The 26,473-nt window shown below is 58.6% G+C and carries 25 protein-coding genes; 14 read left to right on the top strand and 11 right to left on the bottom strand.

Annotated features, from left to right (window positions below; genetic code table 11):
* Positions 1 to 61 precede the first annotated feature (61 nt).
* The 4 genes from ACH2CY_RS02025 to ACH2CY_RS02010 all read right to left on the bottom strand — a co-directional run bounded on the left by ACH2CY_RS02025 (position 62) and on the right by ACH2CY_RS02010 (position 3,109).
* Positions 62 to 853 (bottom strand): VWA domain-containing protein, encoded by a 792-nt coding sequence (locus tag ACH2CY_RS02025; RefSeq protein ID WP_395015370.1) that lies wholly within the window; start codon positions 851 to 853, stop codon positions 62 to 64.
* The gene (locus ACH2CY_RS02020) at positions 850 to 1,809 is read right to left on the bottom strand and encodes a hypothetical protein (protein ID WP_395015369.1); all 960 of its coding nucleotides are present in this window, start codon (positions 1,807 to 1,809) and stop codon (positions 850 to 852) included. Before ACH2CY_RS02020 ends, ACH2CY_RS02025 begins: the two co-directional genes overlap by 4 nt.
* Positions 1,810 to 1,819: 10 nt before the next feature.
* Positions 1,820 to 2,464 carry a TerD family protein gene (locus tag ACH2CY_RS02015; RefSeq protein ID WP_395015368.1) on the bottom strand — a complete coding sequence of 215 codons (645 nt, stop codon included), beginning with the start codon at positions 2,462 to 2,464 and terminating at the stop codon, positions 1,820 to 1,822.
* Positions 2,465 to 2,650: 186 nt separating this feature from the next.
* Positions 2,651 to 3,109: a helix-turn-helix domain-containing protein gene (locus ACH2CY_RS02010; protein ID WP_395015365.1), complete on the bottom strand. Its 459-nt coding sequence runs from the start codon at positions 3,107 to 3,109 to the stop codon at positions 2,651 to 2,653.
* A gap of 211 nt (positions 3,110 to 3,320) precedes the next feature.
* Between ACH2CY_RS02010 and ACH2CY_RS02005 the strand changes: the two genes are divergently transcribed.
* From ACH2CY_RS02005 to ACH2CY_RS01985, 5 genes are all read left to right on the top strand, one after another.
* Complete coding sequence (locus ACH2CY_RS02005; RefSeq protein WP_395015363.1) at positions 3,321 to 5,747, top strand: heavy metal translocating P-type ATPase; 2,427 nt, start codon at positions 3,321 to 3,323, stop codon at positions 5,745 to 5,747.
* A gap of 53 nt (positions 5,748 to 5,800) precedes the next feature.
* The gene (locus ACH2CY_RS02000; RefSeq protein ID WP_395015882.1) at positions 5,801 to 6,061 is read left to right on the top strand and encodes a zf-TFIIB domain-containing protein; all 261 of its coding nucleotides are present in this window, start codon (positions 5,801 to 5,803) and stop codon (positions 6,059 to 6,061) included.
* Positions 6,062 to 6,159: 98 nt separating this feature from the next.
* Positions 6,160 to 6,714, top strand: coding sequence for a tetratricopeptide repeat protein (locus tag ACH2CY_RS01995; RefSeq protein ID WP_395015361.1), 555 nt, complete (start codon positions 6,160 to 6,162; stop codon positions 6,712 to 6,714).
* A 37-nt stretch (positions 6,715 to 6,751) separates the two neighbouring features.
* Complete coding sequence (locus ACH2CY_RS01990) at positions 6,752 to 7,429, top strand: ZIP family metal transporter (RefSeq protein ID WP_395015360.1); 678 nt, start codon at positions 6,752 to 6,754, stop codon at positions 7,427 to 7,429.
* Positions 7,430 to 7,593: 164 nt separating this feature from the next.
* A complete protein-coding gene (locus tag ACH2CY_RS01985) occupies positions 7,594 to 8,628 on the top strand; it encodes an IS110 family transposase (protein WP_395015357.1) in 1,035 nt (344 codons plus the stop codon).
* 342 nt (positions 8,629 to 8,970) lie between these two features.
* On the opposite strand, the gene ACH2CY_RS01980 is transcribed toward ACH2CY_RS01985, so the two are convergent.
* On the bottom strand, positions 8,971 to 10,461 hold the full coding sequence (locus tag ACH2CY_RS01980; protein ID WP_395015356.1) for a gamma-glutamylcyclotransferase family protein: 1,491 nt from the start codon (positions 10,459 to 10,461) through the stop codon (positions 8,971 to 8,973).
* A 327-nt stretch (positions 10,462 to 10,788) separates the two neighbouring features.
* Positions 10,789 to 11,364, bottom strand: coding sequence for a hypothetical protein (locus tag ACH2CY_RS01975; RefSeq protein ID WP_395015353.1), 576 nt, complete (start codon positions 11,362 to 11,364; stop codon positions 10,789 to 10,791).
* 425 nt (positions 11,365 to 11,789) lie between these two features.
* Between ACH2CY_RS01975 and ACH2CY_RS01970 the strand changes: the two genes are divergently transcribed.
* Positions 11,790 to 13,322 carry a DUF6035 family protein gene (locus tag ACH2CY_RS01970; protein WP_395015352.1) on the top strand — a complete coding sequence of 511 codons (1,533 nt, stop codon included), beginning with the start codon at positions 11,790 to 11,792 and terminating at the stop codon, positions 13,320 to 13,322.
* Positions 13,323 to 13,656: 334 nt separating this feature from the next.
* Here ACH2CY_RS01970 and ACH2CY_RS01965 read toward each other — a convergent pair whose 3' ends face one another.
* On the bottom strand, positions 13,657 to 14,238 hold the full coding sequence (locus ACH2CY_RS01965; RefSeq protein WP_395015350.1) for a hypothetical protein: 582 nt from the start codon (positions 14,236 to 14,238) through the stop codon (positions 13,657 to 13,659).
* Positions 14,239 to 14,997: 759 nt separating this feature from the next.
* Between ACH2CY_RS01965 and ACH2CY_RS01960 the strand changes: the two genes are divergently transcribed.
* The 6 genes from ACH2CY_RS01960 to ACH2CY_RS01935 all read left to right on the top strand — a co-directional run bounded on the left by ACH2CY_RS01960 (position 14,998) and on the right by ACH2CY_RS01935 (position 23,114).
* Entirely contained in the window at positions 14,998 to 17,328 is a 2,331-nt protein-coding gene (locus tag ACH2CY_RS01960) for a peptidoglycan-binding protein (protein ID WP_395015347.1), read from the top strand.
* A gap of 30 nt (positions 17,329 to 17,358) precedes the next feature.
* The gene (locus tag ACH2CY_RS01955; RefSeq protein WP_395015344.1) at positions 17,359 to 17,703 is read left to right on the top strand and encodes a hypothetical protein; all 345 of its coding nucleotides are present in this window, start codon (positions 17,359 to 17,361) and stop codon (positions 17,701 to 17,703) included.
* Positions 17,687 to 20,209, top strand: coding sequence for an Hsp70 family protein (locus tag ACH2CY_RS01950; protein WP_395015342.1), 2,523 nt, complete (start codon positions 17,687 to 17,689; stop codon positions 20,207 to 20,209). Before ACH2CY_RS01955 ends, ACH2CY_RS01950 begins: the two co-directional genes overlap by 17 nt.
* Positions 20,210 to 21,541 (top strand): ATP-binding protein, encoded by a 1,332-nt coding sequence (locus tag ACH2CY_RS01945; protein ID WP_395015340.1) that lies wholly within the window; start codon positions 20,210 to 20,212, stop codon positions 21,539 to 21,541.
* A gap of 1 nt (position 21,542) precedes the next feature.
* Positions 21,543 to 22,043: a thermonuclease family protein gene (locus ACH2CY_RS01940; RefSeq protein ID WP_395015338.1), complete on the top strand. Its 501-nt coding sequence runs from the start codon at positions 21,543 to 21,545 to the stop codon at positions 22,041 to 22,043.
* 228 nt (positions 22,044 to 22,271) lie between these two features.
* Complete coding sequence (locus ACH2CY_RS01935) at positions 22,272 to 23,114, top strand: hypothetical protein (RefSeq protein WP_395015335.1); 843 nt, start codon at positions 22,272 to 22,274, stop codon at positions 23,112 to 23,114.
* Between the two features lie 236 nt (positions 23,115 to 23,350).
* On the opposite strand, the gene ACH2CY_RS01930 is transcribed toward ACH2CY_RS01935, so the two are convergent.
* Genes ACH2CY_RS01930 through ACH2CY_RS01915 form a run of 4 tightly spaced genes read right to left on the bottom strand, consistent with a single transcriptional unit; the run spans position 23,351 to position 25,279 of the window.
* Positions 23,351 to 24,142 (bottom strand): zeta toxin family protein, encoded by a 792-nt coding sequence (locus ACH2CY_RS01930; protein ID WP_395015333.1) that lies wholly within the window; start codon positions 24,140 to 24,142, stop codon positions 23,351 to 23,353.
* Positions 24,081 to 24,434: a hypothetical protein gene (locus tag ACH2CY_RS01925; protein WP_395015331.1), complete on the bottom strand. Its 354-nt coding sequence runs from the start codon at positions 24,432 to 24,434 to the stop codon at positions 24,081 to 24,083. The genes ACH2CY_RS01930 and ACH2CY_RS01925 overlap by 62 nt, the downstream gene beginning before the upstream one ends.
* Entirely contained in the window at positions 24,427 to 24,975 is a 549-nt protein-coding gene (locus ACH2CY_RS01920) for an ImmA/IrrE family metallo-endopeptidase (RefSeq protein ID WP_395015329.1), read from the bottom strand. Before ACH2CY_RS01920 ends, ACH2CY_RS01925 begins: the two co-directional genes overlap by 8 nt.
* A gap of 4 nt (positions 24,976 to 24,979) precedes the next feature.
* Complete coding sequence (locus ACH2CY_RS01915; RefSeq protein WP_395015326.1) at positions 24,980 to 25,279, bottom strand: helix-turn-helix domain-containing protein; 300 nt, start codon at positions 25,277 to 25,279, stop codon at positions 24,980 to 24,982.
* Between the two features lie 166 nt (positions 25,280 to 25,445).
* On the opposite strand from ACH2CY_RS01915, the gene ACH2CY_RS01910 reads away from it, so the two are divergent.
* Positions 25,446 to 25,934, top strand: a complete 489-nt coding sequence (locus ACH2CY_RS01910; protein ID WP_395015323.1) for a hypothetical protein — start codon at positions 25,446 to 25,448, stop codon at positions 25,932 to 25,934.
* A 5-nt stretch (positions 25,935 to 25,939) separates the two neighbouring features.
* On the top strand, positions 25,940 to 26,443 hold the full coding sequence (locus tag ACH2CY_RS01905; protein ID WP_395015320.1) for a hypothetical protein: 504 nt from the start codon (positions 25,940 to 25,942) through the stop codon (positions 26,441 to 26,443).
* Positions 26,444 to 26,473: the final 30 nt, after the last annotated feature.

The following is a 26,473-nucleotide window of genomic DNA, read 5'->3' as shown; positions in this document are numbered from 1 at the left end:
GAATGGAATTGGTAGCGCAGGGCGGCCGGCCTGCCGCCCTGCTTTTCAGCACCAAGTGCCCTTAGGATTTGAGCCAGGAGATCAGCTCAGGCCCGAGGAGCTCGGCGCTGATCTCTTCGTCGGACTTCTCCACGAATGCCTCGAGATCCCGGATGATCACGACGCCGGTGTTCTCGAATTTTTTCGCGATCGTCTTCAGGAACTTGAAGTCGACGTTGTGCTCGCAAGCGCCGATGAACAGAAAGTAGACGTTGTCGCCGCGGCTCTGCGAGGCTTCCAGCACCTGCATCGTTCGCCGCTCGTCACTGGCCTCGTTCTCACCGTCGGTGACGAAAATGACGATCGAGCGCTTCTGCTCGTGGTAGTGCGGTTCTTTCCTCGCTCCCCCGAAGAATCGGCTGATCAAGGCGCCCAGGCCGGTCTCGTGATCAGTCTCGCAAGGCAGCCAGCCAAAATGCTGCAGGTTCTTCTCCAGCACGTAGCTGTAGCTGGTGCCGCCCTTCCAGCCCGGCACACGATCGACCACATTCTCGAGGATGTATCCTTCGGACTCCTTCGGCGTGACCGTGCCGACGCGATGGGCATTGCCCCGGCCGTCGCTGAAGGTGAAGACGTCCATGGCACCGTCGGGATCAAGCACCATGCCATACGGCACTAGGCGCTCGATCAGCTGGCTGGTGGTGCCTTCCTCGTGCTCGTGCTCGAACGAGCCCGAGACATCGATGTCGAAGATCAGCTCCGCCTTGATGTTCTGGGCGACGCCGGCCTTGTCGAGCGACAGGCGGAGGCTCTGTGCGGCCTTGTTGAGGTCAAGCTTGAGCGGCGGTCGTGCGGCTTCACCATGTTCACTCATCGTCCCTCCTGAATCGCCATTTTGCTGATGATGTCCCGAAGCTTGTAGTGCAACTCGCCCGCTTCGGTCGGCGAGAGGCTCAGCTTCCGCCCATTGAGCGAAACCGCGGATGCGATGCTGGCGATCACGTCCGGTAGCGCCACCAGCGCAACGTCCTGGATCGCGTGAACGAGGCGCAGCGGGTAGTTGATCTGCATCTCACGAACACTGTCGTTCTGCCGGATCTGCGTCAGGGTCTGCGTGAGGCTCGCGCTGCGCTGGGTGAAGCCCTGCGCCAGGTTCGGCTTCTCGTTCTGCAGATATTGTGCGAGGAACGAGGCTGCCAAGGCGGATGCCTCCGATGCGACCGCGAGCTCATCCAGCCTCTTGGCCTGGGTCTCCAACTGGTCCTTGAGGTCCAGGAGCTCATCCAGGCCGCGACGCATATGCTTGATCAGTTGGTCGAGTTCGCGTTGCGCGACATCCAGTTCCTCCGGCGTGTCGATCTTGTTGTTGATGCCGCGAAAATAGCTGGCAATCCCTCCTTGGGCATTCCCGCTCGCGGAGACAACGTCGATCGACTTTAGGATGGTCATCATCCGGTCTATGTAGCCTTCGATGCGGACGAAGATCGGAGTCTGGGAGAGCTTCAGAACCTGCGCGATAAGTTCGCTGTGGGAGGTCTGGACGTCTTGACCCCACAGGATCACCTTGCGCTCGGTCGCCTTATCCAACACGAAAGTCTGAACCAGCCCAACGGCGAGCGCGCATGTCCGGGCATCGCTGCCAAAAGCCAGGTCGCGCAGTCTGGTGGCATCGATCGGTATGCGCTTACGCTCGACACCGGGGATGGCGGTCGGCGTGCGGACCGCCGGTGCCGGCTTTCCAGCCTCCGCCGACGTCTTTGTGGGTTTCTTCCGCGCGGGCGGCGGGGTTACCACCGTTGGCCGCGGACCGCCCTTCTTTTCCCCCGGCATCGAGCGTTCTTTACGAGAAATGCGCCAGGACGTCGTTGATCGTACCGGTGAAGCCGCGGCCGACCGGAGCGTAGACCCAGGCGCCATCTTCGGCCAGCATGATGCTGCCGAGCTGCACGACGTTGAAATCGCCGAACTCGTCGGAGAGCTTGTAGGCGGCGAGCTCCTTCCCGTTATCGTCCGAAATCGTCACGGAGCAAACCTCGATATCAGCAAAAGCGGCTTCTTCGTCGGAGTCATGATCGGACTCATGCTCATTGCCGTGATCGGCCTTGTGCACCGTTGCGAACAGCGGAATCTCATTCACACCGGCAGGCAGGCGAGAGCCGTCGATGGTGATCGTCTCGAAGTTGCCCTGCACCCGGATGTCACCGGAATGCTGCAAACCGCCGGACGGCGTCGCAAACGATCCATCGGCGTTGTTCGGCAAGACGCCGCCGCGCGGATTCATCTTCTTGGTATTATAGGTCGAGAGGACGCTCTCGAGGCTGGTGACGCGCGCACCGTTTCCGCTGTTGTTCGCCTCAAGCGCATGAACGTCGACGTCGTCCTGGTGGTCGGCCTCGCATTCCCAGGCGATCTTCACCGTGAAGCGTGCACCTTTGTTCAGCGACAGCTGGAGTTTCTTGGGCGCGGCAACGCCCGGCTTCTCCAAAGTCAAGGTCAGCATCTCTTGTCTCGCCCCGCGATGTTCGTCTTCTGATAGCCCTAAATAGGGTGGGTGTATGTTCTAGTCAATAAGTTGAAGAGGATCACCGCTCCGCAACGTCCAGTTCAAAAACCGTCACAAAAGGTCAGCCGCTCGAGGCGGGCACGACGAAGGATTTGGGCGTGGGTTGGGTCAGTCGCTGGCGAGTGCCGGTTCTGGCGCGCTGTGCCGATGGGCAACACAATGCCCGTGCGAGCTGTCTCCGAGCACTTCTATGACATGACACTCGGAGATCTTGCCGCCGGAGCATTCAGCGATCATCCGCTTCAACTCGGTGCGGAGCGCGCGCAGGCGTTTGATCCGATCCTCGACCGCTTTGAGCTGCCGGCGCGCGATTTCGTCCGCGGCGTTGCAATCTCGCTCCGGCGTATCGGAAAGGCTGAGCAGTTCGCGGATGGCCTCAAGCGGAAACCCGAGTTCGCGGCTATGACGCACGAAGGCCAGGCGAGCCACGTGATCGCGGCCATAGCGCCGCTGATTCCCTTCCGTCCGGCCGGCGGGTGGCAAGAGACCGATTTGCTCGTAATAGCGAATCGTCTGCACGCTGCTGCCGGTTTCGGCAGCCAATGATCCGATTGAAAGTCCGTTCACCCCGCCCTCCAGCCCAAAAGCTACCAGAGTTGTAGAGTTGAATTGGGGATCGCTGGCCTCGGTTTCAAGAGCCGAAGGGGATGAGTGTTACACTATATCATAGCGTTTTCAGATGGTTACCTTGGTGCTCCAAGCCACAATATCCCTTGAACCTATGGTCGCTACAGGTCCTACATTACTCGAGAACCGCCTATCCCACAGGAGACTCGCAATGGCCCAGGCACACGGATCGGACGAGCACAAAGAGTCCGAAGGCTGCTGCAGCCACGACCACGACCACCCGGGAAAGGGCCACGACCATAAGGCGCACAAGCACCGCGCCGGCGACTCTCACGACCACGGCCATGACCACGACGGTCATGATCACGATCACCACGATCATGACCACGGCGCACCCGTTGAGCCGCCCGCCTTCACAGGTGGCCGGTCTTTCAAGGTTCGCGGGATGGACTGCGCCGAAGAGGTGGCGGTGCTCAAGGGCGCGCTCGGATCGCTCGTCGGCGGCGAGGACAAGTTGGCCTTCGACGTCCTGAACGGCCGGATGATGGTGTCCGACGCTGCGAAGCATGTCGCCGACGACGCCATTTTGGGAGCGGTCGCCGATACCGGCATGAAGGCATCTCCGTGGCAGAAAGGCGCTCGTGATCAGGACGTGGATAGCCACCGGCGGCAGCAGGTGATCTTCACGGCGATCAGCGGGGCCTTCGTGGCGCTCGGCATCGCGATCCATCTCTGGTCTTCCTCCGATCTCCTGACCGGCTTGCGGCTGCTCGTCTCGCATGACCAGGAGCCTATGGCTTGGCCCGAAATCGCCGCCTATGTTGCCGCAGCCCTATTCGGCGCGCGCTTCGTGGTGATTAAGGCATGGTATGCCGTGCGCAACCTCCGGCCGGACATCAACCTCCTGATGGTCGTGGCCGTGATCGGCGCAGCGGCGATCGGCGAATGGTTCGAGGCCGCGACAGTCGCTTTCCTGTTCGCTCTCTCTCTTGCTCTTGAAGGATGGAGCGTCGGTCGCGCGCGCCGCGCCATTGCGACCTTGCTCAATCTCGCGCCGCCGACCGTCCGGAAGCTGATGCCCAACGGTTCCGACGCCGAGGTGCCCGTTGCCGATTTGAAGCCCGGCGAGCAGTTCATCGTTCCCGGCGGCGAGCGTATCGCCCTCGACGGCCGGATCGTATCCGGCGCCAGCGCCGTGAACCAGGCGCCGATCACCGGCGAGAGCGTGCCCGTTGAGAAAAGCGAAGGCAGTGAGGTCTATGCCGGCACCATCAACGGCGACGGCACGCTGACCGTCGAGGCCACCAAAGCCGCCGAAGACACGACCCTCGCACGCATCATCCGCATGGTCGAAGAAGCCCACGCCCGCCGGGCACCGACCGAGCAATGGGTGGAGAAGTTTGCGCGGATCTATACGCCTGCGGTCATGGTGCTGGCGCTGCTGGTCTTCGTGGTTCCACCGCTGCTGTTCGGCGGCCTTTGGGTCGACTGGCTCTACCGCGCGCTGGTGCTGCTGGTGATCGCTTGCCCATGCGCCCTGGTGATCTCCACGCCGGTCTCGATCGTTGCATCCTTGGCGGCCTCGGCTCGCGCCGGTGTCTTGGTCAAGGGTGGCGCCTATATCGAGCTTCCAGCCAAGCTGAAAGCGCTTGCGCTGGATAAGACCGGCACGATCACTCGCGGCGAGCCCGCAGTCGTGCGCGTGGTCCCACTCGGCGATCATGACGAGGCCGAGCTTCTGGCCCGTGCCGCAGCACTTGAGGCCCGCTCGACCCATCCGCTGGCGCGCGCGGTCATGAAGTATGCCGCCGCCAAGAACATCACCCCGGCGCCGGCCGAAGATGTCGAAGTCCTGAAGGGCAAAGGTCTCGCTGGAATTGTCAACGGCGAACCCTACTGGCTGGGCTCGCACCGCTATGTCGTCGAGCGCGACCAGGATACGCCCGAGACGACGCGAGAAGCAGAGGCGATGGAAGCCGACGGCAAGACTGTCCTGGTGGTCGGCAACGAGCGGCATGTTTGCGGCCTGATCGCGGTCGCCGATACCATTCGCCCTGAGGCTCGGGAAATCGTCGCGGAGCTGCACCGCGCCGGCATTGAGCGCGTGATCATGCTGACCGGCGACAATCGTGTCACCGCCGAGGCGATCGCGCGCGAGGTGGGAATCGACGAGGTCCATGCCGAGCTGCTGCCCGAGGACAAGGTCCGCGAAGTCGAGCGCCTGGTCGCTACACACAAGTTCGTCGGAATGGTGGGAGACGGCGTCAACGATGCCCCTGCCCTTGCCCGCGCGAGCATGGGAATCGCCATGGGCGCCATCGGCAGTGACGCCGCGATTGAAACCGCGGACGTGGCGCTGATGACCGATGATGTCTCGCGTCTGCCCTGGTTGGTCCACCACGCACAGAGGACGCTGACCGTGATCCGGCAGAACATCATATTCTCGCTGGGCGTGAAGGCGGTGTTCTTCGTACTCACCTTCGCCGGCATGGCCAGCCTTTGGGGCGCCATAGCGGCCGACGTCGGCGCCTCCCTGCTGGTGGTTTTTAATGCTCTGCGGCTACTGAATTCGGGCGTTGCTGAGAAGACGGTGGTTCAGCCGCAAGCCGCGAAACGAGAAGCAGCCAACCCCGCTTAGCCTCTCTTCACACACCGAGAGTGGCCACGCCTGAGCCCAAGAATGTGATCGGAATGCTTTGTCCCGTTTGCAAGGTCGACCTCATCATGACCGAGCGCCAGAACGTCGAAATCGACTACTGCCCGAAGTGCCGTGGAATCTGGTTAGATCGCGGCGAGCTCGACAAAATCATCGAGCGTTCTGCTGCCTCGAACCCGGCGCAAGTCATGTCCGAGCTTGCCGGACCGACCGGAATTGAGCAGAAGCACGGCTCATCAAGTCATGGAAAACATGGCAAACGTCGGAAGTCCTGGCTCGAGGAGATCTTCGACTGACTCGCATTGATCAACGGATTCGCTGCCGGCGAAGCCTAAGAGCACCAGCCCTTGTGCTCGCCTCTGTTCTTAGCTCGATCCCAATTGCCCAGGCGGACATGACTGCGGCCTGCAATGCGTACATCGGCAAGGATTACAAGAGTGCTCTAAAGGAACTATCGCCCCTCGCCGAAGGGGGCAATGCAGACGCGCAGCTGGCGATGGGCTGGCTCTACGACGCCGGGCTCGGCGTCGATCATGCGCCCGCCACGGCCGCCAAATGGTACGAGAAGGCCGCCAGGCAAGGCGATGATCGGGCCCAGCAATACCTCGGCACGATGTACGCGACCGGCGACGGCGTAACGAAGGATCTGAAAACAGCGGAGCGCTGGTTCCGTCTGTCGGCTGATCAGAACAATCCTGGCGGACAATTTGGACTGGGCGTCATCTATCGAGACGGCGTGGAAGTGCCGCGTGACCTCGTAGCGGCATATAAATGGTTTGGGCTGGCCGCGCGATCTAACGCAGCTACGCCGGAAGCGGGGGTCGATCAGTCAGCGGTCGCCCGATCGATGACGCCCGATCAGATCGCCGCCGGAAATGCCGGTATCGCTGCCTGGAAACCGAAAAAGCAGACTGAGCCGCGCAACATCTGCCCGTCAGGAGATGACTGACGACTGAACACACATAGCTGCCGTTGAGGGGCTCACGATGTGGTTCTACGCATTTTTGCCGATCGCCGTCGGGGCCTTGGGAGGCGCCTGGAGCACGATGCGGGTCCCGAGCCCAAAGATGGTCGGTGCCATCCAGCATTTTGCGGCCGGGCTCATTTTCTACGCGGCAGCCGGTGAACTTCTGCCGGATGTCCTCCACGGTGCTGTCTGGTCCGCCGTGATTGGCGGTGCCGCGGGCATCGCGGTGATGCTACTGCTCGCCCAAGTCACCAAGGGATACGAGGGACCTGTCGCGCTCATCGTCCTCGCCGCCGTGGATGCCCTGATAGATGGGGTGGTGCTTGGTCTCGGTTTTGATGCCGGCCAGCGGCAGGGCACATTGATCGCCATCGCGCTTTCAATGGAATTTCTATTCCTCGGACTTTCGATCGCCGGCGCATTCGGTGCGGGTGCCTCGAAATGGAAGGTCATAGCGATCACGGCGGGAGTTGCCTTAGCCGTTCCGCCCGGTATGCTCATTGCGCAGCCGATTGCAACCCTTTCGCCTGCGTGGCAAGCGGTTGCCTTCTCTTTCGGCTTAGTTGCTCTGCTGTACTTAGTTACGGAGGAACTATTGATCGAAGCGCATGAGCGGCCGGAGACGCCCTGGGGCACCGCGATGTTCTTCGTCGGCTTTCTCTCACTTGAGGTCATAGATAGAGCGATGGTGCCGTAGTCAGCGCTCAACCATCGCACCCATAGCTTCAGATCCCGAACCCGCACGTCATCAATACGCCCGCAACTAAGAGGCTCGAGCGGTAGAATGTCCGCTTCTGATGCTGTGGACGGCTCTCATCCAACCAGCCAGCCTCCTGGAGGTTGGTGGACAGGAGGAGAGCCATGGAAGCAGCAGTCACGATCGGTTTGGATCTGGGTAAGTCGGTCTTTCAAGTCCACGGCGTTGATCGAGAAGGGGTAGTCGTCGTGCAGCGGCGGCTAACCCGGGCCAGGTTGTTGCCGTTCTTCGCGAAGCAGCCAGCATGCCTGGTTGGAATGGAGGCCTGTGCGGCTGCCCACCACTGGGCCCGGGAGCTGCAGAAGCTTGGGCATCGGGCAAAGCTGATGCCACCACGATACGTCAAACCCTACGTGAAGCGGCAGAAGAACGATGCCGCCGATGCCGAGGCGATCTGCGAGGCGGTGACCCGACCCAACATGCGCTTCGTCGAGATCAAGAGCTGCGCGCAGCAGGGTGTGTTGGTCCTTCACCGCGTCCGGCTGATGTTGATGCGCCAGCGGATTGCGCTGTCGAACGCCATCCGTGGCCACATGGCGGAGTACGGCCTGGTGGCACCCGTCGGCCGCAATGGGCTGCAGCGCCTGATAGGGATCATTGCAGACGTGCAGGATGAGCGGTTGCCCGCAATGGCCCGCAGCTCCCTGATCATCCTGGCCTCCCAGCTTCAGCTGGTGAACGAGCAGGTGCTCGAGAACGACCGCCGGGTGAGAGTGAGTGCGCGGTCGACTGATATCGGGCGGCGGCTGATGGAAGTGCCCGGCGTCGGACCGGTGCTTGCCAGCGCGATCGTAGCCTCGGTCCCTGACCCCGCAGCGTTCCGATCGGGAAGGGATCTCGCGGCCTGGATTGGCCTGGTTCCGAAGCAAAACTCCAGCGGCGGCAAGGAGAAGCTAGGTGGCATCACCAAGCAGGGTGATCGGTATCTGCGCCAATTGCTGGTCGTCGGCGCCCTATCGGTCATCCGCTACGCCCAGCGGCATGGAACGCGCCGACCATGGCTGGTGGCACTGCTTTCTCGGCGATCATCCAAGATCGCGGCAGTCGCCTTAGCCAACAAGATGGCGAGAATGATCTGGGCGATGATGATGACCGGAGAACGCTACAGAGAGCCGGTTCTCGTCAGCAGCGCCGGCTGAGAGAGTTTGGGAAGGGCAACTGCGATGTAATGCGTCCACCGGTCGATACCGAGAGCGGGAAAACCCATTTGCGCCATAGCGCCTCGAGCGCGTGCTTTTGGTCGGGACCCGGCTCCGCGGAAGGCATTATGGCCAGCGGCCCATGTGTGCCGCATCAACAGGCCGCACACATGGCCGCACCGACCAGGCGGAAGCATCCCATCTAAGAAAACCCTTGCAAAGGGAGAGCCGTCCACACATGGCGCATAGCGGACGTGCCACGATTTAACGTGCTCTCGCTGCGAGCCAACGGCCAACGGCTTTAAGCTTAGTGACTGTCAACGACGCTTCAAGCCACAGGGATCATCTGAGCGTTGCTCGTTGCTGCTCATCCCGCTTCTTGTCCGGATCATCGATCGACTCAACCGACTGGATGAATTTCTCGATATAGCCGGGCGGTATGCCGTGTTCCCGACCACCAGCAAGGACAAAGTCCTTGTACCAGCCGTATGGCTTCAGTGTGTCGTCGATGTAGTCGGGAGCGGCAATGTAGGTAAGAACTTTCCGCCGGCGACCCTTGTCGTTGATCACAGTGACCAACGCATGGTCGTAGCCCTTGCCGACGCCTTCGGCTGCATCCAACTTTACGCGCTCTGCCGGATCGAAGCTGAACAGAACTCCAATTACACTGCTGTCACCACCACAGGCAAACGCGTTGCACTTACCTGACTTATTCCCGGACTTATCGGCGCTGCACTTATGGAAGCGGAGTTCATGCCCCGGCAAGGTAGCAATGCCGAGCGGCTTGCAACTTGGCATGCGCTCACGGAGTCGGGCCGTTGACATGTTGGAACCATAGGCAAAGTAGACCGCTGGCTCCGGCGGCCTGGACTCTGTCTTCAGAAGTGGTCCCGTCGGCGGATCGCCCGGCTTACGCACTGCGCGCAATGGAGTTGCCATGAGGCTGTGTTCGCTGGAGTCGTCGCCTTCGCGAGTGATGATAGGCTGGTTATTCTCGAGGTCGAGAACTGGAACAGGCCTACCAGCCCATCCGCAGTCGGCGCAACGTGGACGCTCCCAGAGGATGCCGGGTGCCGCAGTATTTTCACCTTGTTCTGGTCCAAGATGCGGCGAGCCGCACTTAGGGCACTCCTCAGGCACACCACGCAACTCGCGAATGATGAATGAGGTTGCCATGCCCACAGCGTGCTGTGTCAGCGAGTCCGCCATCTCGGCATCGATCCAGGCGGCCGACTTTGAATGCGTCAACCAGTTGGAGAAGGTCCAGGCCGACTCAAGCGCACCCTTGAGAGCGCCTCGACGCTCTTTGTTAGTGTCACCCGGCAGGAGATCATTAGCGATGATCTCCACCCATTCGCGGAAGTTCGCACGCTGTGGCGGTGTGTCAGTCCACTTCGCCGAGTCCTGTGCAACAGAGATCAGTTCGAGAAGCACCTCGCGGCACCGGACGCCCATGGCTTGATAGTCCGTGAGGTTGTGCGCCTGCGTGACGGCGGTAGCGGCCTTCTCCATCTTCTCGTACACGGAACCGAACGGCAGGATGCGCTGGTCGCCTTCCCGTTGCTCTTCAGTGCGCGGGATGCGAAGCATCAAGCCAATATGGAAGGTAAGAGCGAGATCCATGTTAGGGAACTGCTCCTGAGAGTACAGGTTGGTCCCGCCTGTAATGACCCACCAGCGATCCTTATTGGTGTGAATGTCCCAGACATCGTGGCGAGTATTCACGACAACCTCTGAGTAGACCTTCTGCATGAAGGTGACTTCGAGATCAGACGCTTGCCATTCGAAGTATTCCCGGACTTCCTCAGTCTCCTCTGGGGTAGCTTTCAACATTGCACTATCACCGGTGCTTCTCGTAGCAACTCGATCCATTGGCGATCATGCAGCAAACGTAACCCCAGTTCGCAGAGGACATGTTCTTGGAACTTGCGTAGCTACGCGCGACATTGCCGCAAGAGGACAGTGTGACTGCTTCTCCCAGGTATTCTTCCCGCTGATCTGGGTAGTAGAAATATACGTTATAACTCGCAGCCTCGATCTCATCACAGGTGAAGTCCGAGTATTCGCGGCAGCTATCGCCACACCCGGACAGAAGGCCGGTTGCCATCAAGTAGGCGAACTGCCTTCTGAGAACCTGAAGTGTCCCCATGGGTGGCTCTCCTATAGTCGTTCTCGTGGTGGAGGCGACCGGAAGTCTTGCCCGCGCGGAACGCCCAGGAAGCCGCGCACGATCCAGCCCAGAATGTAGGTGATGATCCAGACGGCGACTGCCGCTCCGGCAAATGCCAACAGGCAGTTGAGCGCCATCTGGTGCACATTGCCGCGCGCGATGGTGATGGCCTCAGCTCGGTCGGACGGTGGCATCGCGAACTGCCGAATGAAGTCGTTCTCGTACTTGTTGACTTCATCGGAATAGGACTTTCCGGCCATCCATTTGCCGGTTGAGTCTATGTAAGGGATGTATTGTCCATCCTGAAGCGTGATGTTGCGAAAGCAGTAGACAACTTCCACATCGAACCACTCATAGACCGTCCCAATGAAGTGCCTTGTCGGGTCGTCATCGTAGTTGCACTCGGTTGCACGTTTAACCGGTTGCTTCATCTCGATGGAGTAAATGAACTTCTCAGCAGGATGGCTGTCGCTAACAAGGAACGCGAAAGCCGCCGCAAGGCAGGCGATGAGGAAGCCCACCACGGCCGCGATACGTCGGCCACCTGAGAAGATGTTTATTTGCATTCCGCCTGCCCCGTACGGAACAGCTATCTTACCAGCTTGAATGGGAGTGTTACCAGACGGATGGCATCGGGAGGTCGATCAGCGGCTCAGATCGCCAGGGTCAAGGAGGGTTGCTGCGGCCTGCGGCAGCTTGCGGAGGAGCTGTTCTATAGTGCGGTAAGCATCGCTCTACAAGGCTTCGCCGGGCTGTCTTCATCCGAACTCCTGCCGTCGCGTACGACGGCAGGCTAGGAGCTTGGCATCGACCTTCAGCGGTCGCGACCTCTCTGGTATGGCATGGAGCGGCAGCGCAGTCTCGTTGGTCGGTGACGTAGCGAAGCCGAAGGCGGGGCGCCCGATCATGTCCGCAGTTGGCGCTAAGCCGACTTGGCCGTCGCCGTCTTTTCCTAGTTGAAACCGGCCGAGATCGGCCGGAGCATCATGGAATGCGAATCGATCAAGCATTCGAGGATTTCAGGGACTCGCCGGACATAAATCCGATGGCCCGAGCCAAGGCTGTCGCTACCGGGCAGCTCACCGTAATGTCTTTGCGTTTTGCCCGTGGCGGATCGGAATTCGGCGCACGCTCGTTCATTGAGCGATTGCGGGTCGTGAGGCTGGTGCGGCTCCGAAAGCTGCTGCGCCAAGACGTCCACACCCTTAACCGGAAACGCCTCATCTGCGCATCCTGCTGCTCTCCGGTTTTCCTGGCGGCCTTGGCCGTTCAGCCCAATGGTCATGAATTCTACTTTGCCCATCCCCGCTCCGAAGACCCGGCCCTCCTCCAATGTCCCTACCGTGCGGAACGTCCTTCCCAGGAGGAAATCGAGCGTTGGCGCTATTGCGGGCAACGCGAGAGCGCTGGACACAAGCTCACGAAGGCACGGATCGCGCGAGGCCTGCGGGTAGTGGCGAGCATCCGGGATGTGGTCGAGGAGGCAATCTGGATCGGCCGAGAGGGCTGGAAGAAGCCGGATGTCTCCGCGGTATGGATGAAGGACGGGAGAGACGTCCGCCTGGCGATCGAGGCCCAGCTCTCCACCACTTTCATTAGCACCATCGTGAAGCGGGAAGCCTTCTATGCGACCGAGGGCGCCGCCCTCGTCTGGATACTGCGGAAATTCGATCCCGCCAGGATCCGCATGATGGAAAACGACGTCGTTCTCCCCAACAACCGGAATGCGCTCGTCGTCAACCAGGAAACCGACGAAGCCTCGACCGCGGCCGGCACCTTCATGGTCGAGGCACATTGGCATGAGCCCACTCTTATTGACGGCGAGATCCAAGGCATATGGAAAAGCCGGATCGTCCCTTTCGAAGCGCTCGCGATCTCACCGGAAGACCAGACCTGTTTCTACTTTGACGTCGCCGCCCGGGAGGCGGAGCTCCGAGAGCAGTTGAGGATCGAGAAGGCGCGCGCTGAGGCCAGACGGCAGGAGGAAGAACAACTCCGGCGCCGACAAGAAGCAACAGATCTCTTCCTGGACCTCGCCCTCCGGCGGCCAATCAGGGAGATCGACGAAGACGGAATCCTCTGGGACCGGACGAACGATCCAAAACGAGTCCAGGACCTCCATCGCGCCCAAAGCACGTTCCGGGCGCTTGGCGCGCCCTTTCTCCTTGACCCCGGCACCGATCGTCAGATTCAAGTCATTCTGCAGGCGGTCCTCTCAGCGAAAGCTGGAGTACCCATAGGTTGGGCCTACAGCAAGCTCATCGATATCCCGCATCATCTTCTGCAGCACTATCCATACGCCCTCCCAGCCTTTGCGGCAGCCGTGCAGGCCTACGGGCGCCGGGAGATGATCGAGAAGCAGGACCGGACTGGAAAGTGGGCGGCCAAGAAGACAGAGGTCTGGAAGGCCATCAAGGCTAAGTCGGAACCCTTCGTCCATGACAGCCGCTGGGATAAGGTCCTCGCGATCCTTTTCCCGGAGATCTATACCGAGGACACAAAGCTCACGATCCTCGGCAATTGATCTTACCGCCTTCCCGTACAGGCGATATCGCCTCCTACGCACAGTGGACTTTCTGCAGCGGAGCTTTCCGCGATTGATGGCTCATGGGCGCCCGATCAACTCGCTATCCGACCATATTCTGGTCGTATGGAGACCTGATTAGGCAACGGGGTCATGCCGCTGCTGGCGCGAAGCGGACTCACCCTCTGTGTCTTGTCTGTAGCTCAGCGAGTGATGGGCGACCTCGCTTGCAGTGGGTTAGATTAGCCGGTTATCTGGCCGGCGGCTGTTGCGCTTGGCGATTTTTCTACTTCAGCTTCATCAACGCCACCCGCCTTGATTTCCATCGGATCACCTACAAGTTAGTCCGCAACTTTTGCAGACGTTCTGGCAAACCAAGGAGACTGAACCGCGCCTCAAAAATCTGCGCAAAGAGGAACAAGGCACACAACCCGGCGCGAGCAGTGTGCTTGAATGTCATGTCGAGCGGTATGCTATCGGGGTGCAGGTAATTCAATAGAAACTGAGTGTCATTGCCATCCTCTTTGAGAATGGCGCTCATAGCGACAGCGCCTATATTGGGATGCGCTCCTAGATCGATTGCTTCCTGGTAGAAGCGGTCAAACAGTTCGGCCAGCTTCTTGTCTTTGGCGATGATCGCTTCTCGGATCGCACCCGTCGTGAACTCCTTGCGCATGGCTTTGATGCCATCAGTTGTTTGGTGACGTTCCATCCAAGTATGGGCGAGAGCAGGCCTAGCAGCCATGAGGATGGCATAGCCCGCGGATTCGAGGCAGGAGCGCGTGAGAGCAGGGACCTCGCCTGCATGGCTCGCGCTCACCATAGAAACGGCCCCACGGAACGCGACCGCATCAACAACAGCGAACCGACCATGTCCTGCGTTTGCTGCTGGTTGGTAGCCGCCTTCACGAAACACGCATCGATCTTGATGAGCTTAGCCCACAGCGGTTGCTTGTTTGTGAACGAGCTGAGCTGATTGTTTTGCGCATCCCGGATGAAGGCAGACAGAGCGTCATTGCCCCAGGCGGCAGGTTCGTCCCGAGTGCGGCGAACGGATGGCACTTTAGGCGGCATCACGTCTGCTTCTTGTTGTCGTTCATCTTCCTGAACGTAGCCTTGGCATCCCGAAACGAAAAGTAGAAGTGCTGCGCCCGCCCATCGTCTTTGAAGCGGATGATGACGGTCGAGTGCCGATAGCACCGTCGGCGTGAGTACCACCCGCTGGCCGCAATTTCGCAGAACGCTTGCAACTTGAAGAGTCGAGATATTCGACGGTTTCTCGAAAGACGCCTGTGCCTGGGTGGATGTCGCTCATGGCTCCCTCTTGACTTAGGCAATCTCATGAGAACAAGATGAGAACTCATTCAGTTGAAGGTATCTTCGTTCTTCGGATCCGGCCTAGGCGCGCCACGCTCGTCGTGGCGGCCTCGATTCCGCCTGCATACGCTGATATGCGCGTCAGCCATGTAGCTTGTCTTCATCGCTCGTGCGGCCTGGATAGTACGCCCGTATCGCCGCCAATCATCGACCACGAAGTAATCTCCTGTTCAAGTCGCACTCGTTGATTTGTGGTTGGCAGTTTCGTAGAGTTCACCACCTTGCCGAGCAGCGCGCGTGGTTAATGCCGCATCAAATAAGCGCCGGTGAGGGTAGGCGGGGGATACGACTACCAACCATGTCAACGCAGTTCGATTTAACAGCGAACCCTTTTCATGTGCTCTCGGTTTCGCTTCGAAGCCGGCAAGAGGACATTCTTGCGGCTCATGACGATGCTCTAGCGGATGGGCATCGAACGGAGACTGAGCTCGGTGCTGCGATGCGCGCTCTTCTTACTCCAAAGACGCGTCTCGACGCAGAGTTGGGCTGGTTACCCTTGATGGCGCCAGCAGCGGCAAAGGAGGTCGGGCGAAAGCTGGCGGCGGGCGAAACGGGGTCAGGTGATGAACTTCTAGGTAAACTCGGTGGCCTCGATGAAGCCAATGTTGCTGCGCATCTCTGCGCATACGAGAAATCTAGATCATTCTGGATATACCCAACCTTTCTCATTAGCGCCTATGAAGAATTCGACGAACAATCTCTGGCGGAGGCGCTTGCGCAGAATCGCCAAGTCTCCGGCTTCCAAAAAATTGACAAATCCATGCTATCGAGTGCGCTCAGTGATCTGCGGAAGCGTCACGCTCGAGCTGCACTAAATGTCATCAAGCGAAACGCGGACCCGGGCGATCAAATGCTGTTGCTCATGTCCGAGTACGTTCCGATGGCAACCAATGGTCATCAGCCGACAAAGTCATCACGAAATGTCGATCTGCTCATCGAAGCCATAGCCCAAGAGTACGATGCTTGGTCGGAAGCTGGCCTCCGGAAGATCAGCGATGAGATCGATCAATTGGCAGCAAAGCTGAGATCGACTCCAGCAGCCTCCGGCATCGTGGAGGACATCACCAGCGCGTTAAAGCGCTGGGACAAGATCAGTCAGCCGATGCAGGTTCTCGAGCAAGCGAAGGGACATGACGAACCGCGTTCGCGCAAAATCTATGAAGAATTGCGCGGTCTCTGCCTCTGGCTTGCGAACGATAAGAAGAGTTATGAGCCGGCATTAGGCATCTCCAGGGCACTGCAGGACACATTCCCCGAGCTGCCGTCCGTCTCTGTCGCGTTAAGTGATGACGTCGAAACTCTCGAAGGGCTAGTCGAGGAGGCCCGCAAGACCCGGGTCTTCGAGCCTATGCTCAATGCTCTTGGCGGCGGCGATGATGAGGCGCTAGGAGACCTTGAGACACACCTAATGGGCAGTGGCTTCGGCCCAACCTCGAGCGGGAGAGCGAAGCTTCTCTACGATGCGTTCGAGCGTTGTATGGCTGCTGTTACGAAGACTGAAGACGAGGCGATCCTCTGGCACATCCTCCGAGCTGCAATGCTGCGGATGAACAATGAACGGAACGCACAACGGGCCGCTTTGGCACTAGGTGAAGGACTGGATCGCCACTCCAATCGGCCGCCAGCCGAAATGGCGTCGCAATTCAAGGAGGACCTGCTCACCATTCGCGGCAACGTAGCGCTGGACGACGCAACGGCACTACTCGCCCGCAAAGAGACGAGTGAGGCGATCAAAGTGATTGATCGCGCTCTCAGTCTAGGTGTTGCGGATGATCAATCCAATACGCTGCGAGGAATTAGGTCTGTCCTGCGTCGTCGCGCTGCGGTGCGCAAGATAAAGTTAGCCATTGGCGCGGCCGTCGCGATTGGCATCGCCTATGCTATCTACTCGGATAATTCCAGCTCTCGCTATTCACCAAGCTACAACTCAAGCTCGTCTTCCTACTCGACCCCTTCTTACAACGCTCCTTCGGCACCGACCTACAGCGCTCCGGCACAGCCCACCTATATCGATGATTTCTCGGAATTGCGGCCAGCAATTGGGACAAATAACACCCTCTCGATTGCAGAGCTGAGGTACTGCCAGTTTCAGAAAGAGAGGCTGGAGTACATTCGGCTCAAAGCAACGGACCAAGTGCTCGCTCAGTTCAACGCAGCGGTCGACGACTACAATCTAAGATGCTCGAGCTTTCGATATATGCCGGCCGACCTTAGCGCCGTCCAGGCAAGCACGGTCAAGTACAAGATGCAGATCAATGCCAGTGCTGATCGGCTTCTCGCCTCCTGGGGTCAGTCTGGAAGCAACGCTTGGCAGCCCAGTCCGCCGCCATCTCCTGGTGTCGATACGTCTTCTAGCGATTGGGTCGGCGGGGATACGATTGGAGACCAAGGTGCAGGCGAAGGGGTCGCGGATGATAACGATCATCCCGTCAAATATGACCTCTCAACCGCCGAAGGCGCCACGGCCGTTCAAGCACGTTTGCGGGATCTGGGATTTTACCAGGGCAAGGTAGACGGGCACTGGAATCAAGGATCGAAGGATGCTTTGGCCGCCTGGAAGAAAAGTGCAGGTTTCGACCAGGATGACAGATGGGATTGGGTCGTTGAGACGATGCTTATGCAAAACTGAGGCAGGCACATGGGGGATGACGAGACTGTGATGGCTAGATTGGCCATCGAATATTGGAAACTCCTGAGAGCGTTCGAGCGAACGCTGGATCGGGTGGCAGAGGAGCACCGGTCAAAGACCGCTGCGCAGCTGAAGTTCTCGGCTTCAAGGCTAGATTCACTAACACGCGAAGGCGGCATCTCGCTCGCGACATTCGAAGGTCAGGCATTTTCGCCCAACCTTCCGGTGACTGCCGTCAATGGCGAGGACTTCGAGGACGGCGCTGCGCTCATTATCGAGAGCACACTAGAGCCCGCCGTCGTTCAGGGAACGAGAGTAATCGCTATGGGCAAGGTGACCCTGGTGAAGGGGGAAGACCATGTATCTCGGGATTGATTTAGGAACGTCGAACTCTGCGATCGTTGGAAACTCCGGATCCGATTTGCGTCTCTTTAAGACCGCAGAGGGAACGGATGTCCTGCCCAGCGTCATCAACATCAACAAGACCGGCCACCGGTTTGTTGGCAATCGTGCCTACCAGCAGGCGTTGTTGTCGCCCGAGAATGTCGCCCAAGGGTTCAAGCGGCTTATGGGCACCGATAGCCCGATTGGCTTCGCCGCCGCAAAGCTGACTATGACGCCTGAAGAATGTAGCACCGAGATCATCCGCACCCTCCTTAGTCAAACCAAGACCGAGGTCGGAGATGTCTCGATCGACGGCACCATCGTTACAATACCGGCTGCATTCAATCAGATGCAATCGGAGGCAACACTCCGAGCTGCGGCCGCAGCCGGCCTCGAAAAAGTGGGTCTGCTGCAAGAGCCAATCGCCGCGGCGATGGCGTCGATTGCCCATTCTAAGAACAAGAACGGTCAGTTCCTTGTCTACGATCTTGGCGGAGGTACTTTTGACGTAGCCCTCGTCCAGAGCATAGGGGGATCTGTAAATGTTGTCGCCCATGAGGGCATCAACATGCTTGGTGGACGTGACTTTGACCGCATGATCGTCAACTCGATCGTCCGGCCGTGGCTTCTTGAGCAGTTCGATCTCCCGGCCGACTTTCAAACCAATCCGAAATATCGCCGCCTCATTGGCGTCGCGCGCGCCGCAGCTGAGAAGGCCAAGATCGAACTCTCCTCAGCAGACAGGGCTATTGTCTTTGCCGGTGAGGAGGAAACGCGGGTACAGGACGAGCAAGGCGAGGATGTCTATCTGTCAGTGGACGTATCTCGTGCACAAATCGAGGATCTGATCGCAGAGCAGATCGCTGATTCGGTGTCGCTCTGCCGTAAGGTAATCAAGGACAACGGGTATTCGTCGGAAGATATCGACCGCATCGTTTTGATTGGCGGACCGTCCAAGATGCCGTGGATAAGGACAAGAATCCCGGCGGAGCTTGGCATCCCAGCCGACCTGCAGACCGATCCAATGACTGCTGTCGCAATCGGCGCCGCAATCTTCGCTGAAAGCCGCGAATGGACGAGCAAGGCGACCACGAGGAAGGCCTCTCGCGGCACCTCGACCACCAGGGGGGAGATTGAAGTCCGCTACGATTTCCCAGCTCGCACTTCGGACGATCGGGCGCGGATCAGAGTGCGGCCAGCAGGAACTCCAAGTGGCTACCGCCTTCAGATCGACACGACCGACGGATGGAGTTCAGGGGTTGTCGATCTCGCGTCTGACACGTCCATCGAGGTTCCATTGACGCAACGTGGTGAAAACCAATGCCGTGTCACAATATACGATCCTTCGGGCGCCCCAGCACCAGGTGCGTCGACCGTGCTGACAATAACCCGTACCCACGCCAGTGCGGCGGGCATTCCGGCAACCCAGACAATCTCGGTGAAGGTCGTCGACAAAATTGGCGGTGCGGAGCGGAATTCACTAGCCGCATTGGTGAAAAAAGGAACGCCTCTGCCGGCAGAGGGAACCCAGAGCTTCCGTGCGGCGGTCGATCTTCGTGGTGGCGAGCCAGGTGAGATCGCGATCGAGCTCTACCAGCAGCGAGATGATCGGGTGTCGGATCCCGAGTTGAACCTCTTCGTTGGATCGTTCGTCTTGAAAGCTCAGGACGACCTAGAGCGGTCGGAAATTCTTCGCAAAGGCGAAGAGGTGATCATCAGATGGTCAATGGATGATAATGGACTACTCAATTGCTCGATCGACGTTCCATCGCTCGGTAAATCCTTCGATACCGGCAAATTCTATGTCTCGGCGACCGGCCATCGCAATTTTGAGGGATCGGATGGAGAGACCCTTGCTGCAAGTGTTCTCCAGCAAGCAGAGGACGATCTTGATCTGGCGGAAGACGTCATCGGGGACAAACAGGCGATCGAGGATCTCAAGCGTCGCCTCGATCGCCAGAAAGAGGCTTTGAGCCAGTCAGTCGAAGCCGATGTTCGACGCTCGGCCACTGAGGAAGCGAGGGCAGTTCGACAGCAAGTGTCGATCCTAAAGCACTCTCCCGAAAATCAGGGTAAGGTACTGCAGCAGGATCTCGATGCATTCAAAACCTCCTTCGACGCAACCATCCGAGAGGCGGCCGATCCAAGGATGACTGAGATCGTCGACCGACTGGCCGGGACAGCGCAAGCGGCAATTCGGGCAAGTCGTTTCGATGAGGCTGAAAGGGCACTTCAGGAAATGCGGAGTCTGGCCCATCGTGAGCTCATGCGCATGCCGAGCTATCTAATCCACCTTTTCCGCGACCTTGCCGCACGGAAGCACTTGGCTATCGACAAGGCGAAGCACGCGTCGCTCTCGACACGGGGAGAAGCGGCGCTGGCCTCAAATGACATGGATTCGTTGAGGCGCGTAATTTTCGAGATGATTCCAAATCTCTTCCTGGTTGATACCGACACAGGCAACGTTGCTGCTCTCGCAGGGCTGATGCGGGCTTAAATGCAGGAATTTCCGTGGCTGCCGCTCGGATTTGATGTTGCCGTCGGCGTTAAGTGCGGACGCCTGATTGCTCAAAGCGCGGGCTACCAAGTTGTCGCGCAGTTCCGAAGCCCTGGTTGCGTCCTTCTCTTGGAAAGCCAAACTCTGCCGCAGAGTCCTTTGTTGCTTCGCCTACTGGGCCGATCTGAGAGTGTTGAGTTTGGAGAGAGAAAGTACCGCGCAATTGTGTTTGCTGAGGATGAACGACCGACACGTATCGGCGACCTGCATCTTAACGGTGCCATTACCTCTCTGGAACTGTCTGCTCTGCTGAAGGCAATGCGGCGTATGCAGCAAGAGGCGCCGACTGCTACCTGGGAGGATGCTCTTCACCTCCCCGCCGACGGGGAGTGTCTTCCGGTGAAATTGGGACGAGATCGTCTGTCGCGTCGAGAAATCGCCGTCCGAGTCATGACCGGCGGTGTCGGTGATGAGAAACTGTCAGCGCGCCAAATTAAGAGCCTAACCCCGTGGCTTACACTCAACGAAGTCGAGGAATTTCTGACATTCTGCGGCGACGCGCCAAAGGTACGTGAAGCCGCCGAGACGGTTAGCACCTTTCTCCTTGCGGGACAGCCCGAGTTCACGCGCGTCGCAAATGAATACATAGTGGAGTTTCAACGTCAGCCCGAGCGGTTCGCGGCGATGCGGGTCCGGATGCCCAACGCGATTCTGCTTCATGGTCCGGCCGGTACGGGCAAGACCTATGCCCTTAAAAAGCTGTCGGACCATCTAGGCTGGTGCACAATGGAGGCGAGCCTTGGCACCGTCGGCAGCGCCTTCCTCCATCACACCAGCCAGAAGATGCGCGCACTTTTCCATGACGCGGCCGCCAAGAGGCCTACGTTGCTAATTCTGAACGAGGTCGATGCGCTGACCTCCGAGCGTACAGCCATTTCCGCGGATTTTCGGATAGAGGAAACCAACGAGCTTCTCGCCCTTATCGAAAACGCATCCAGCCAAGGAGTCTTGGTGGCAGGTACGACGAACCGAATCGAGGCGATTGATCCGGCATTTCTGCGGAAGGGACGTTTCGACATCCAAATTAAAATGCTCTATCCGGAGCGGGCACAGGTTCTGGAGATACTGACCGCCCTCCTCAACGAGCGGCCTCACGTTGCGGGGCTCAATCTTGAGCGAGCGGTTGACGAACTGAAGGGAAGGCCGCCGTCTGACATTGACTGGCTCGTCAACGAAGCAGCTCGACTCGCCGCTCGGTCGGGAAAAGAGGCGATCGACGACATTTGCCTTTTCAACGCCTTTGGGCGCCTCGATAAGCGCGTTAACCGATAGCGTGGACCTGAAACTCTACATTGTTTCATGCGCTGCCCTCATTCTGCGCTCCATCGTGATCGTGGCAGTAGCAATTTCGCCTGCATACAGTGCTATGCTCGTCGGTCAGGCGAGCACGATCGATGGCGACACGATCGAAATTCACGGACAGCGCATTAGATTGGCTGGTATCGATGCACCGGAGTCGCGCCAGTCCTGCCTTGATGCAGCACACAAGAAGTACCGATGCGGGAAAGTTGCTGCTTTTGCTCTCGCCGATCGTATTGGACGCGCGATCGTCAGGTGCGAGGGAAATGAACATGACCGCTACAGGCGCCTCATAGCTACTTGCTTCATCGGTCCAACCGACCTCAACGCCTGGATGGTGACACAGGGGCATGCTGTGGCCTATCGCAAGTACTCAACGGCATATATTGGACTGGAAGACGAAGCGAAGGCGGAGCACCGCGGCATGTGGGCCGGTGAGTTTCAGATGCCTTGGGATTGGAGACGGGCGCACTAGATTCGCAGACGGTGTAGCTAATAGGCCGCCCGAAATCTTGACCGCCGGAAGCGCAAGCGCTTTCACTTGCCGCAAACCATGGTGATGCCGGTTTAGAACCCCGTCACGGGGCGTTCTGCCCTCTTCGCGATAACGTTCCATCTGTCATAGGCGTCGGCAACTGTGTGTTGTCCTCGCCGGGCGGTGACCCTATTATGACTCTACGCTTCAGAGTTGCCGGGGGACACGATGGGGCATTTCCTCAAGACTACCTCAGTCGCGGGCTGTGGCCTGGTAACGTCGCTGATAACCGCGGCAATCGTAGCTCTCATAGAGCATTACACAGGGTTCGGAATTTTTTCGTTCAGCCTGTGGTTCGTGATACCCGTCGGAGCCATTTGCACCGGAATTGCTGCCGCCTCTGGTTACTATTTTGGAAGCTTATACTTTCATATCCGCCCGAACGCCTTACTGCTTGCGCAAATGGTCATTGTTGCTGGCCTGACCGCCATTCTTATTTACTACGTCCAGTATGCGACGCTGGTCCTTGATGACGGGAGGAGGGTCAGCGACTACCTGTCGTTTGGCGACTACCTCGATATCGTTCTCACAAGTGCCCACTATCGAGTTGGGCGCGCTTTGCAAGCGGATGTCGGTGAGGTCGGCGATTACGGCTATGCTCTTGCGGCGTTACAGTTCATTGGGTTTCTTCTGGGTGGCTTCGCCATAGGCGGTTTCCTATTAGGCCATCCTACGTGCACTAAGTGCGGCAAATACCTTAGAGTGCTGGCCCGGTCTCAAAAGCTCTTTGGCGGCGCCAACGAGATTTCCGCCTACCGCGGTGCGCTCTTCAGTTCCCCTCTAAATTCCCCGGAGTTCGCAGAACTGGCGAAGGCCAAACACAAGGCAAAGATCGTGAAGGGAAGCTGGCAGATGAATCTCATGGTTCGAGGGTGCTCAGACTGCAAGTCACAGACATTTTCATCCAACTGCCAAGTGTTCGACGGGGACAACTGGAAATCTGTCGACGAGCTAAACCAAAACGCATTGATCCCAGACGACGTAGATCTGCGGCATGTGTTCCGCGCCTAGCCGGCATTGGATCAGAGCTAGGCCTCTCGTCACTTCTAAGGGCGAAATCAAGCAAACGATCATGTCATCTCGCTTCTGAGGCTGAGGTCGGTACGAGAGATACCCAATGCCAACGCGATAATTTGGGCGATTAGCATACAGGGCCTTCGATCACTCGTCTTAGTTCCAAGAAGCTGTTGAGGCTTGGGCGCTTCCGCTAGACTGCATAGCCGAAGCAATTGTTTTCAAGCCTTGACCTAGGCAAGGTCGGTCGCCACCTTCTCTAGCCACAGCAAAATTCTCTTGGGTATCGAAGAGCTCGCTCGACAATCGTAGATTTTCTGACTGCGGGCTTGAACTCTGCACACAGTGAAAGCTTCTTGCTCATCACCGCTATTGTCTACGAGGATACTGGCATCGGCGACGGGGATCGCAGCTCTGATTGCGGCCTGAGTTCTCGGAAATCTCTCCTTGAGCTTTGCATCGGGCACCGCATGTCCGCCCTGATACACGCGGCTCGCGACGCGAGCTCGAGACAGATCAGCGTTTGTGAGCCCGACAAAAACCAACAGAACGTAATAACCGGCCTTCTGCATGTCGCGGATACTGTCAATCTTGGACGCGTAAGAGCCATCTGGCTGCCGCTTCCAATGAGAAAAAACAGTCTCCATCGCAAATGGAACTTGGTTGCTCATCGCTTGGGCGACGAAAGCCTGAACACCCTGCTGAGAAACGCGCATCCATCCTTCATGTTTGTCGCGGAGTGTTTGCGCCCACTTGGGTAAAGGATGCTCGGGCAACACCTGCTCCGGCAGGATCGACATCATGAGCCGATCCGCATTGACTAAAGGCATTTTGAGCACAGGCGCAAGACGCTTGTACCACAACGTCGACTTGCCGGACCCATTGTGGCCGGCGAGGACGATTGCCAGGGGCTTACCGGACGCGCGCTGGGTCTTACTGACCCAGTCGACCGCGCCCTTAAGGCTATTTATGGATGACCCGGAAACGACCGCCTTTGAGGAGGACGCCTTTTTCTTTTTTGCCATTGAGTTCCCGGATGATCGTCTTCGGATCGTCCCTATCCGCATAAAAGAGTGGCACGTCTTTCGACACCTTTAGGGCAACGCCGCTATGTGTCAGCGCACCAGCGGCCCGCTTCAGAGCCGTCTGGCCTTCTTTGATATTCTTGCGGACCAACTTCAATGATTGAACAGGAGCGGAGACGGTCACACCACCGAAAGTGACTTTCGCCGTCTTCTTTGCTGAGCCGGTTGGCTCACTCCTCATTCTTAGTTCGGAGCGCCCGACTACGGCTGCTTTGTTCGAGTTCTTAGCCATCTGCTTTGCTATCTCTTGGCGCTAAGTCATTGCTGCCGAATAAATTTGCGAGCCTGATCAACATTGCTTGCTGACTGACCTGATAGCGTTGGGCCAGTTCTTGCACTTCGATACTGTCATCGAGATCGATCAAATCTCCACGCAGATCCCCACGAATCCAGTGATACGGCATCAGAAGATTAGCGGCGAAGGCGTTCGCCTCTATCTCCTCTATATCCTGGCCCTGCGAGGAAAGTGGATTGCGAAGATTGACCCTGAAACCTTGATCGACATGAACCGGCACACCGCGATGAAGTGCTAGGTGTCCAATCTCATGCGCGATAGTGAAACGTTGTCTGGTCAGGGGATGCCGCTCATTCACCGCGATCACCTTATGATCCGCCTGGCGATAGAGAATTCCGGCGACATCCTTCTCCATCTCAAACAGGCGCACGGAGGCGCCCAAGGCTTCGGCTATCGCGTTTACATCGACCGGCGGCTCGCTTTGTCCCTTTAGCAGATCGCGAGCTCGACTTCGAAGACGTGCGTAGTTGATACCCACGCGCCTAATCGCCCTTAGGAGCTTCGCTCTTTAGGATCTCTACGACTCGCGCCACGTCCGGACGCAAAGCGGGATCCTGAGCGGCGACAGCACCAGCCGGCATCAATTCGCGAACGTTGACGTCCAGAGCGGAAGCGATTTCAACGACCTGGTGGAGCAGCACACGCTGCCGACCTTTCTCGATGTTAGTAATTGAGGTTCGCGAGAGGTCGACTCGCCTGGCGAGCTCCTCCTGGGTGACGTTTTTCTGGTCTCTGATTTCGCGAACCCGGTCGCCGAAGAGGCGATAAAGCGAGTCGTCCATGGCTGCCCCGGTCATTCTCTCCCCGAAAGATAAGCCCTAGGCCGCAGAAGCGCAAGAAAATGTTTGCCACATCAACGGTTTGTATATCGCACATTATATATGTTTGTAATATTGACATTGCGGAATGAGGGGGGTAAATTCGGGTCACTCAGAAATGGAGGTAGCCATGAGTGACGAAAAAATCGACCTGCTGGTTGTCGTGGAAGGTGAAAAGCAGCCGCGGCTGGTGGCGAGTCGACCCGAGGCGACGGTCAAGGAGGTCCTGGGCCTGGTGGCCGAGGGCACTGGCCGCGCCGATCTCGTGGAGGTTTTCCTCGAGGACGGCGACGAGCCGCTGATCGCGGAACGGGCCATCCGTGACATCCTCAAGGAGCTCGACAAGCTCCTCCATGTGGCCACGGCCGGACTCGTGAAGGTGACCGTGGAATACGCTCAGAAGAGTGTCTCGCGTACCTTCCGTCCCAGCGCAACGATGGAGCGCATCATCCGCTGGGCCATCCAGCCGAACGAGCTCGCCGTCGCGGCGCCGGTCGAAGACCTGCAGTTGAAGCTCGGCAAGGATGTCGTGCCTGCCGACACTCACCTCGGCCAGGTCACCCATGGCCATAAGGCCGTGACCTTCCAACTCGTCTTCAAGGTCAAGCCGCAGGGATGAGTGAGATGGCACCCGACGAAGCCGCGCTCAGAACGGACCTCGCTTCAACTCGCTATCGTGCAGGCGAGGTCCGCGGGAAGTGGAAGCAGGTGGGCTTGGAGTTTCCGACGACCTGGTTCCGCGTCCGCGCCGCCAGCCGACCTTCGAGCCCCGACTGGTTCCTATTGAAGATGAACTGTGCCGGCTACCGTGGAATCGCTCCGACCGCTCAGCTTTGGAACGGGCCGGATGGAATCGCTCTGGCGCCGGCGTTGCGCCCGCACAGCGCCAACGGGCTGATGACGGCGTTCTCAGACTGGAATCAGTGTCTCTACCATCCGATCGACCGGGTGGCGCGAGATCACTGGCCCGGGAAGCATGCCGATCTTGCTTGGTCGCCCGACAAAGACGTCGTCGATTATCTGGAGGTCGTTCATGGTCTTCTCCACGATCCGGAGTATGTGGTTTCCCAGGCGCCCGCCGGCGCGGCTTACCTGCCAGGGGAAACTTTGGAAATACGTTCTGCTTGATCTTCGTCGTCGCGGCCGCGGCAATAGGGA

The sequence above is a fragment of the Dongia sp. genome (genome assembly GCF_041905885.1).
Lineage (GTDB): Bacteria > Pseudomonadota > Alphaproteobacteria > Dongiales > Dongiaceae > Dongia.
Note: the sequence above shows the minus strand (reverse complement) of the source record. Positions and strands in the feature narration are given on the sequence as shown.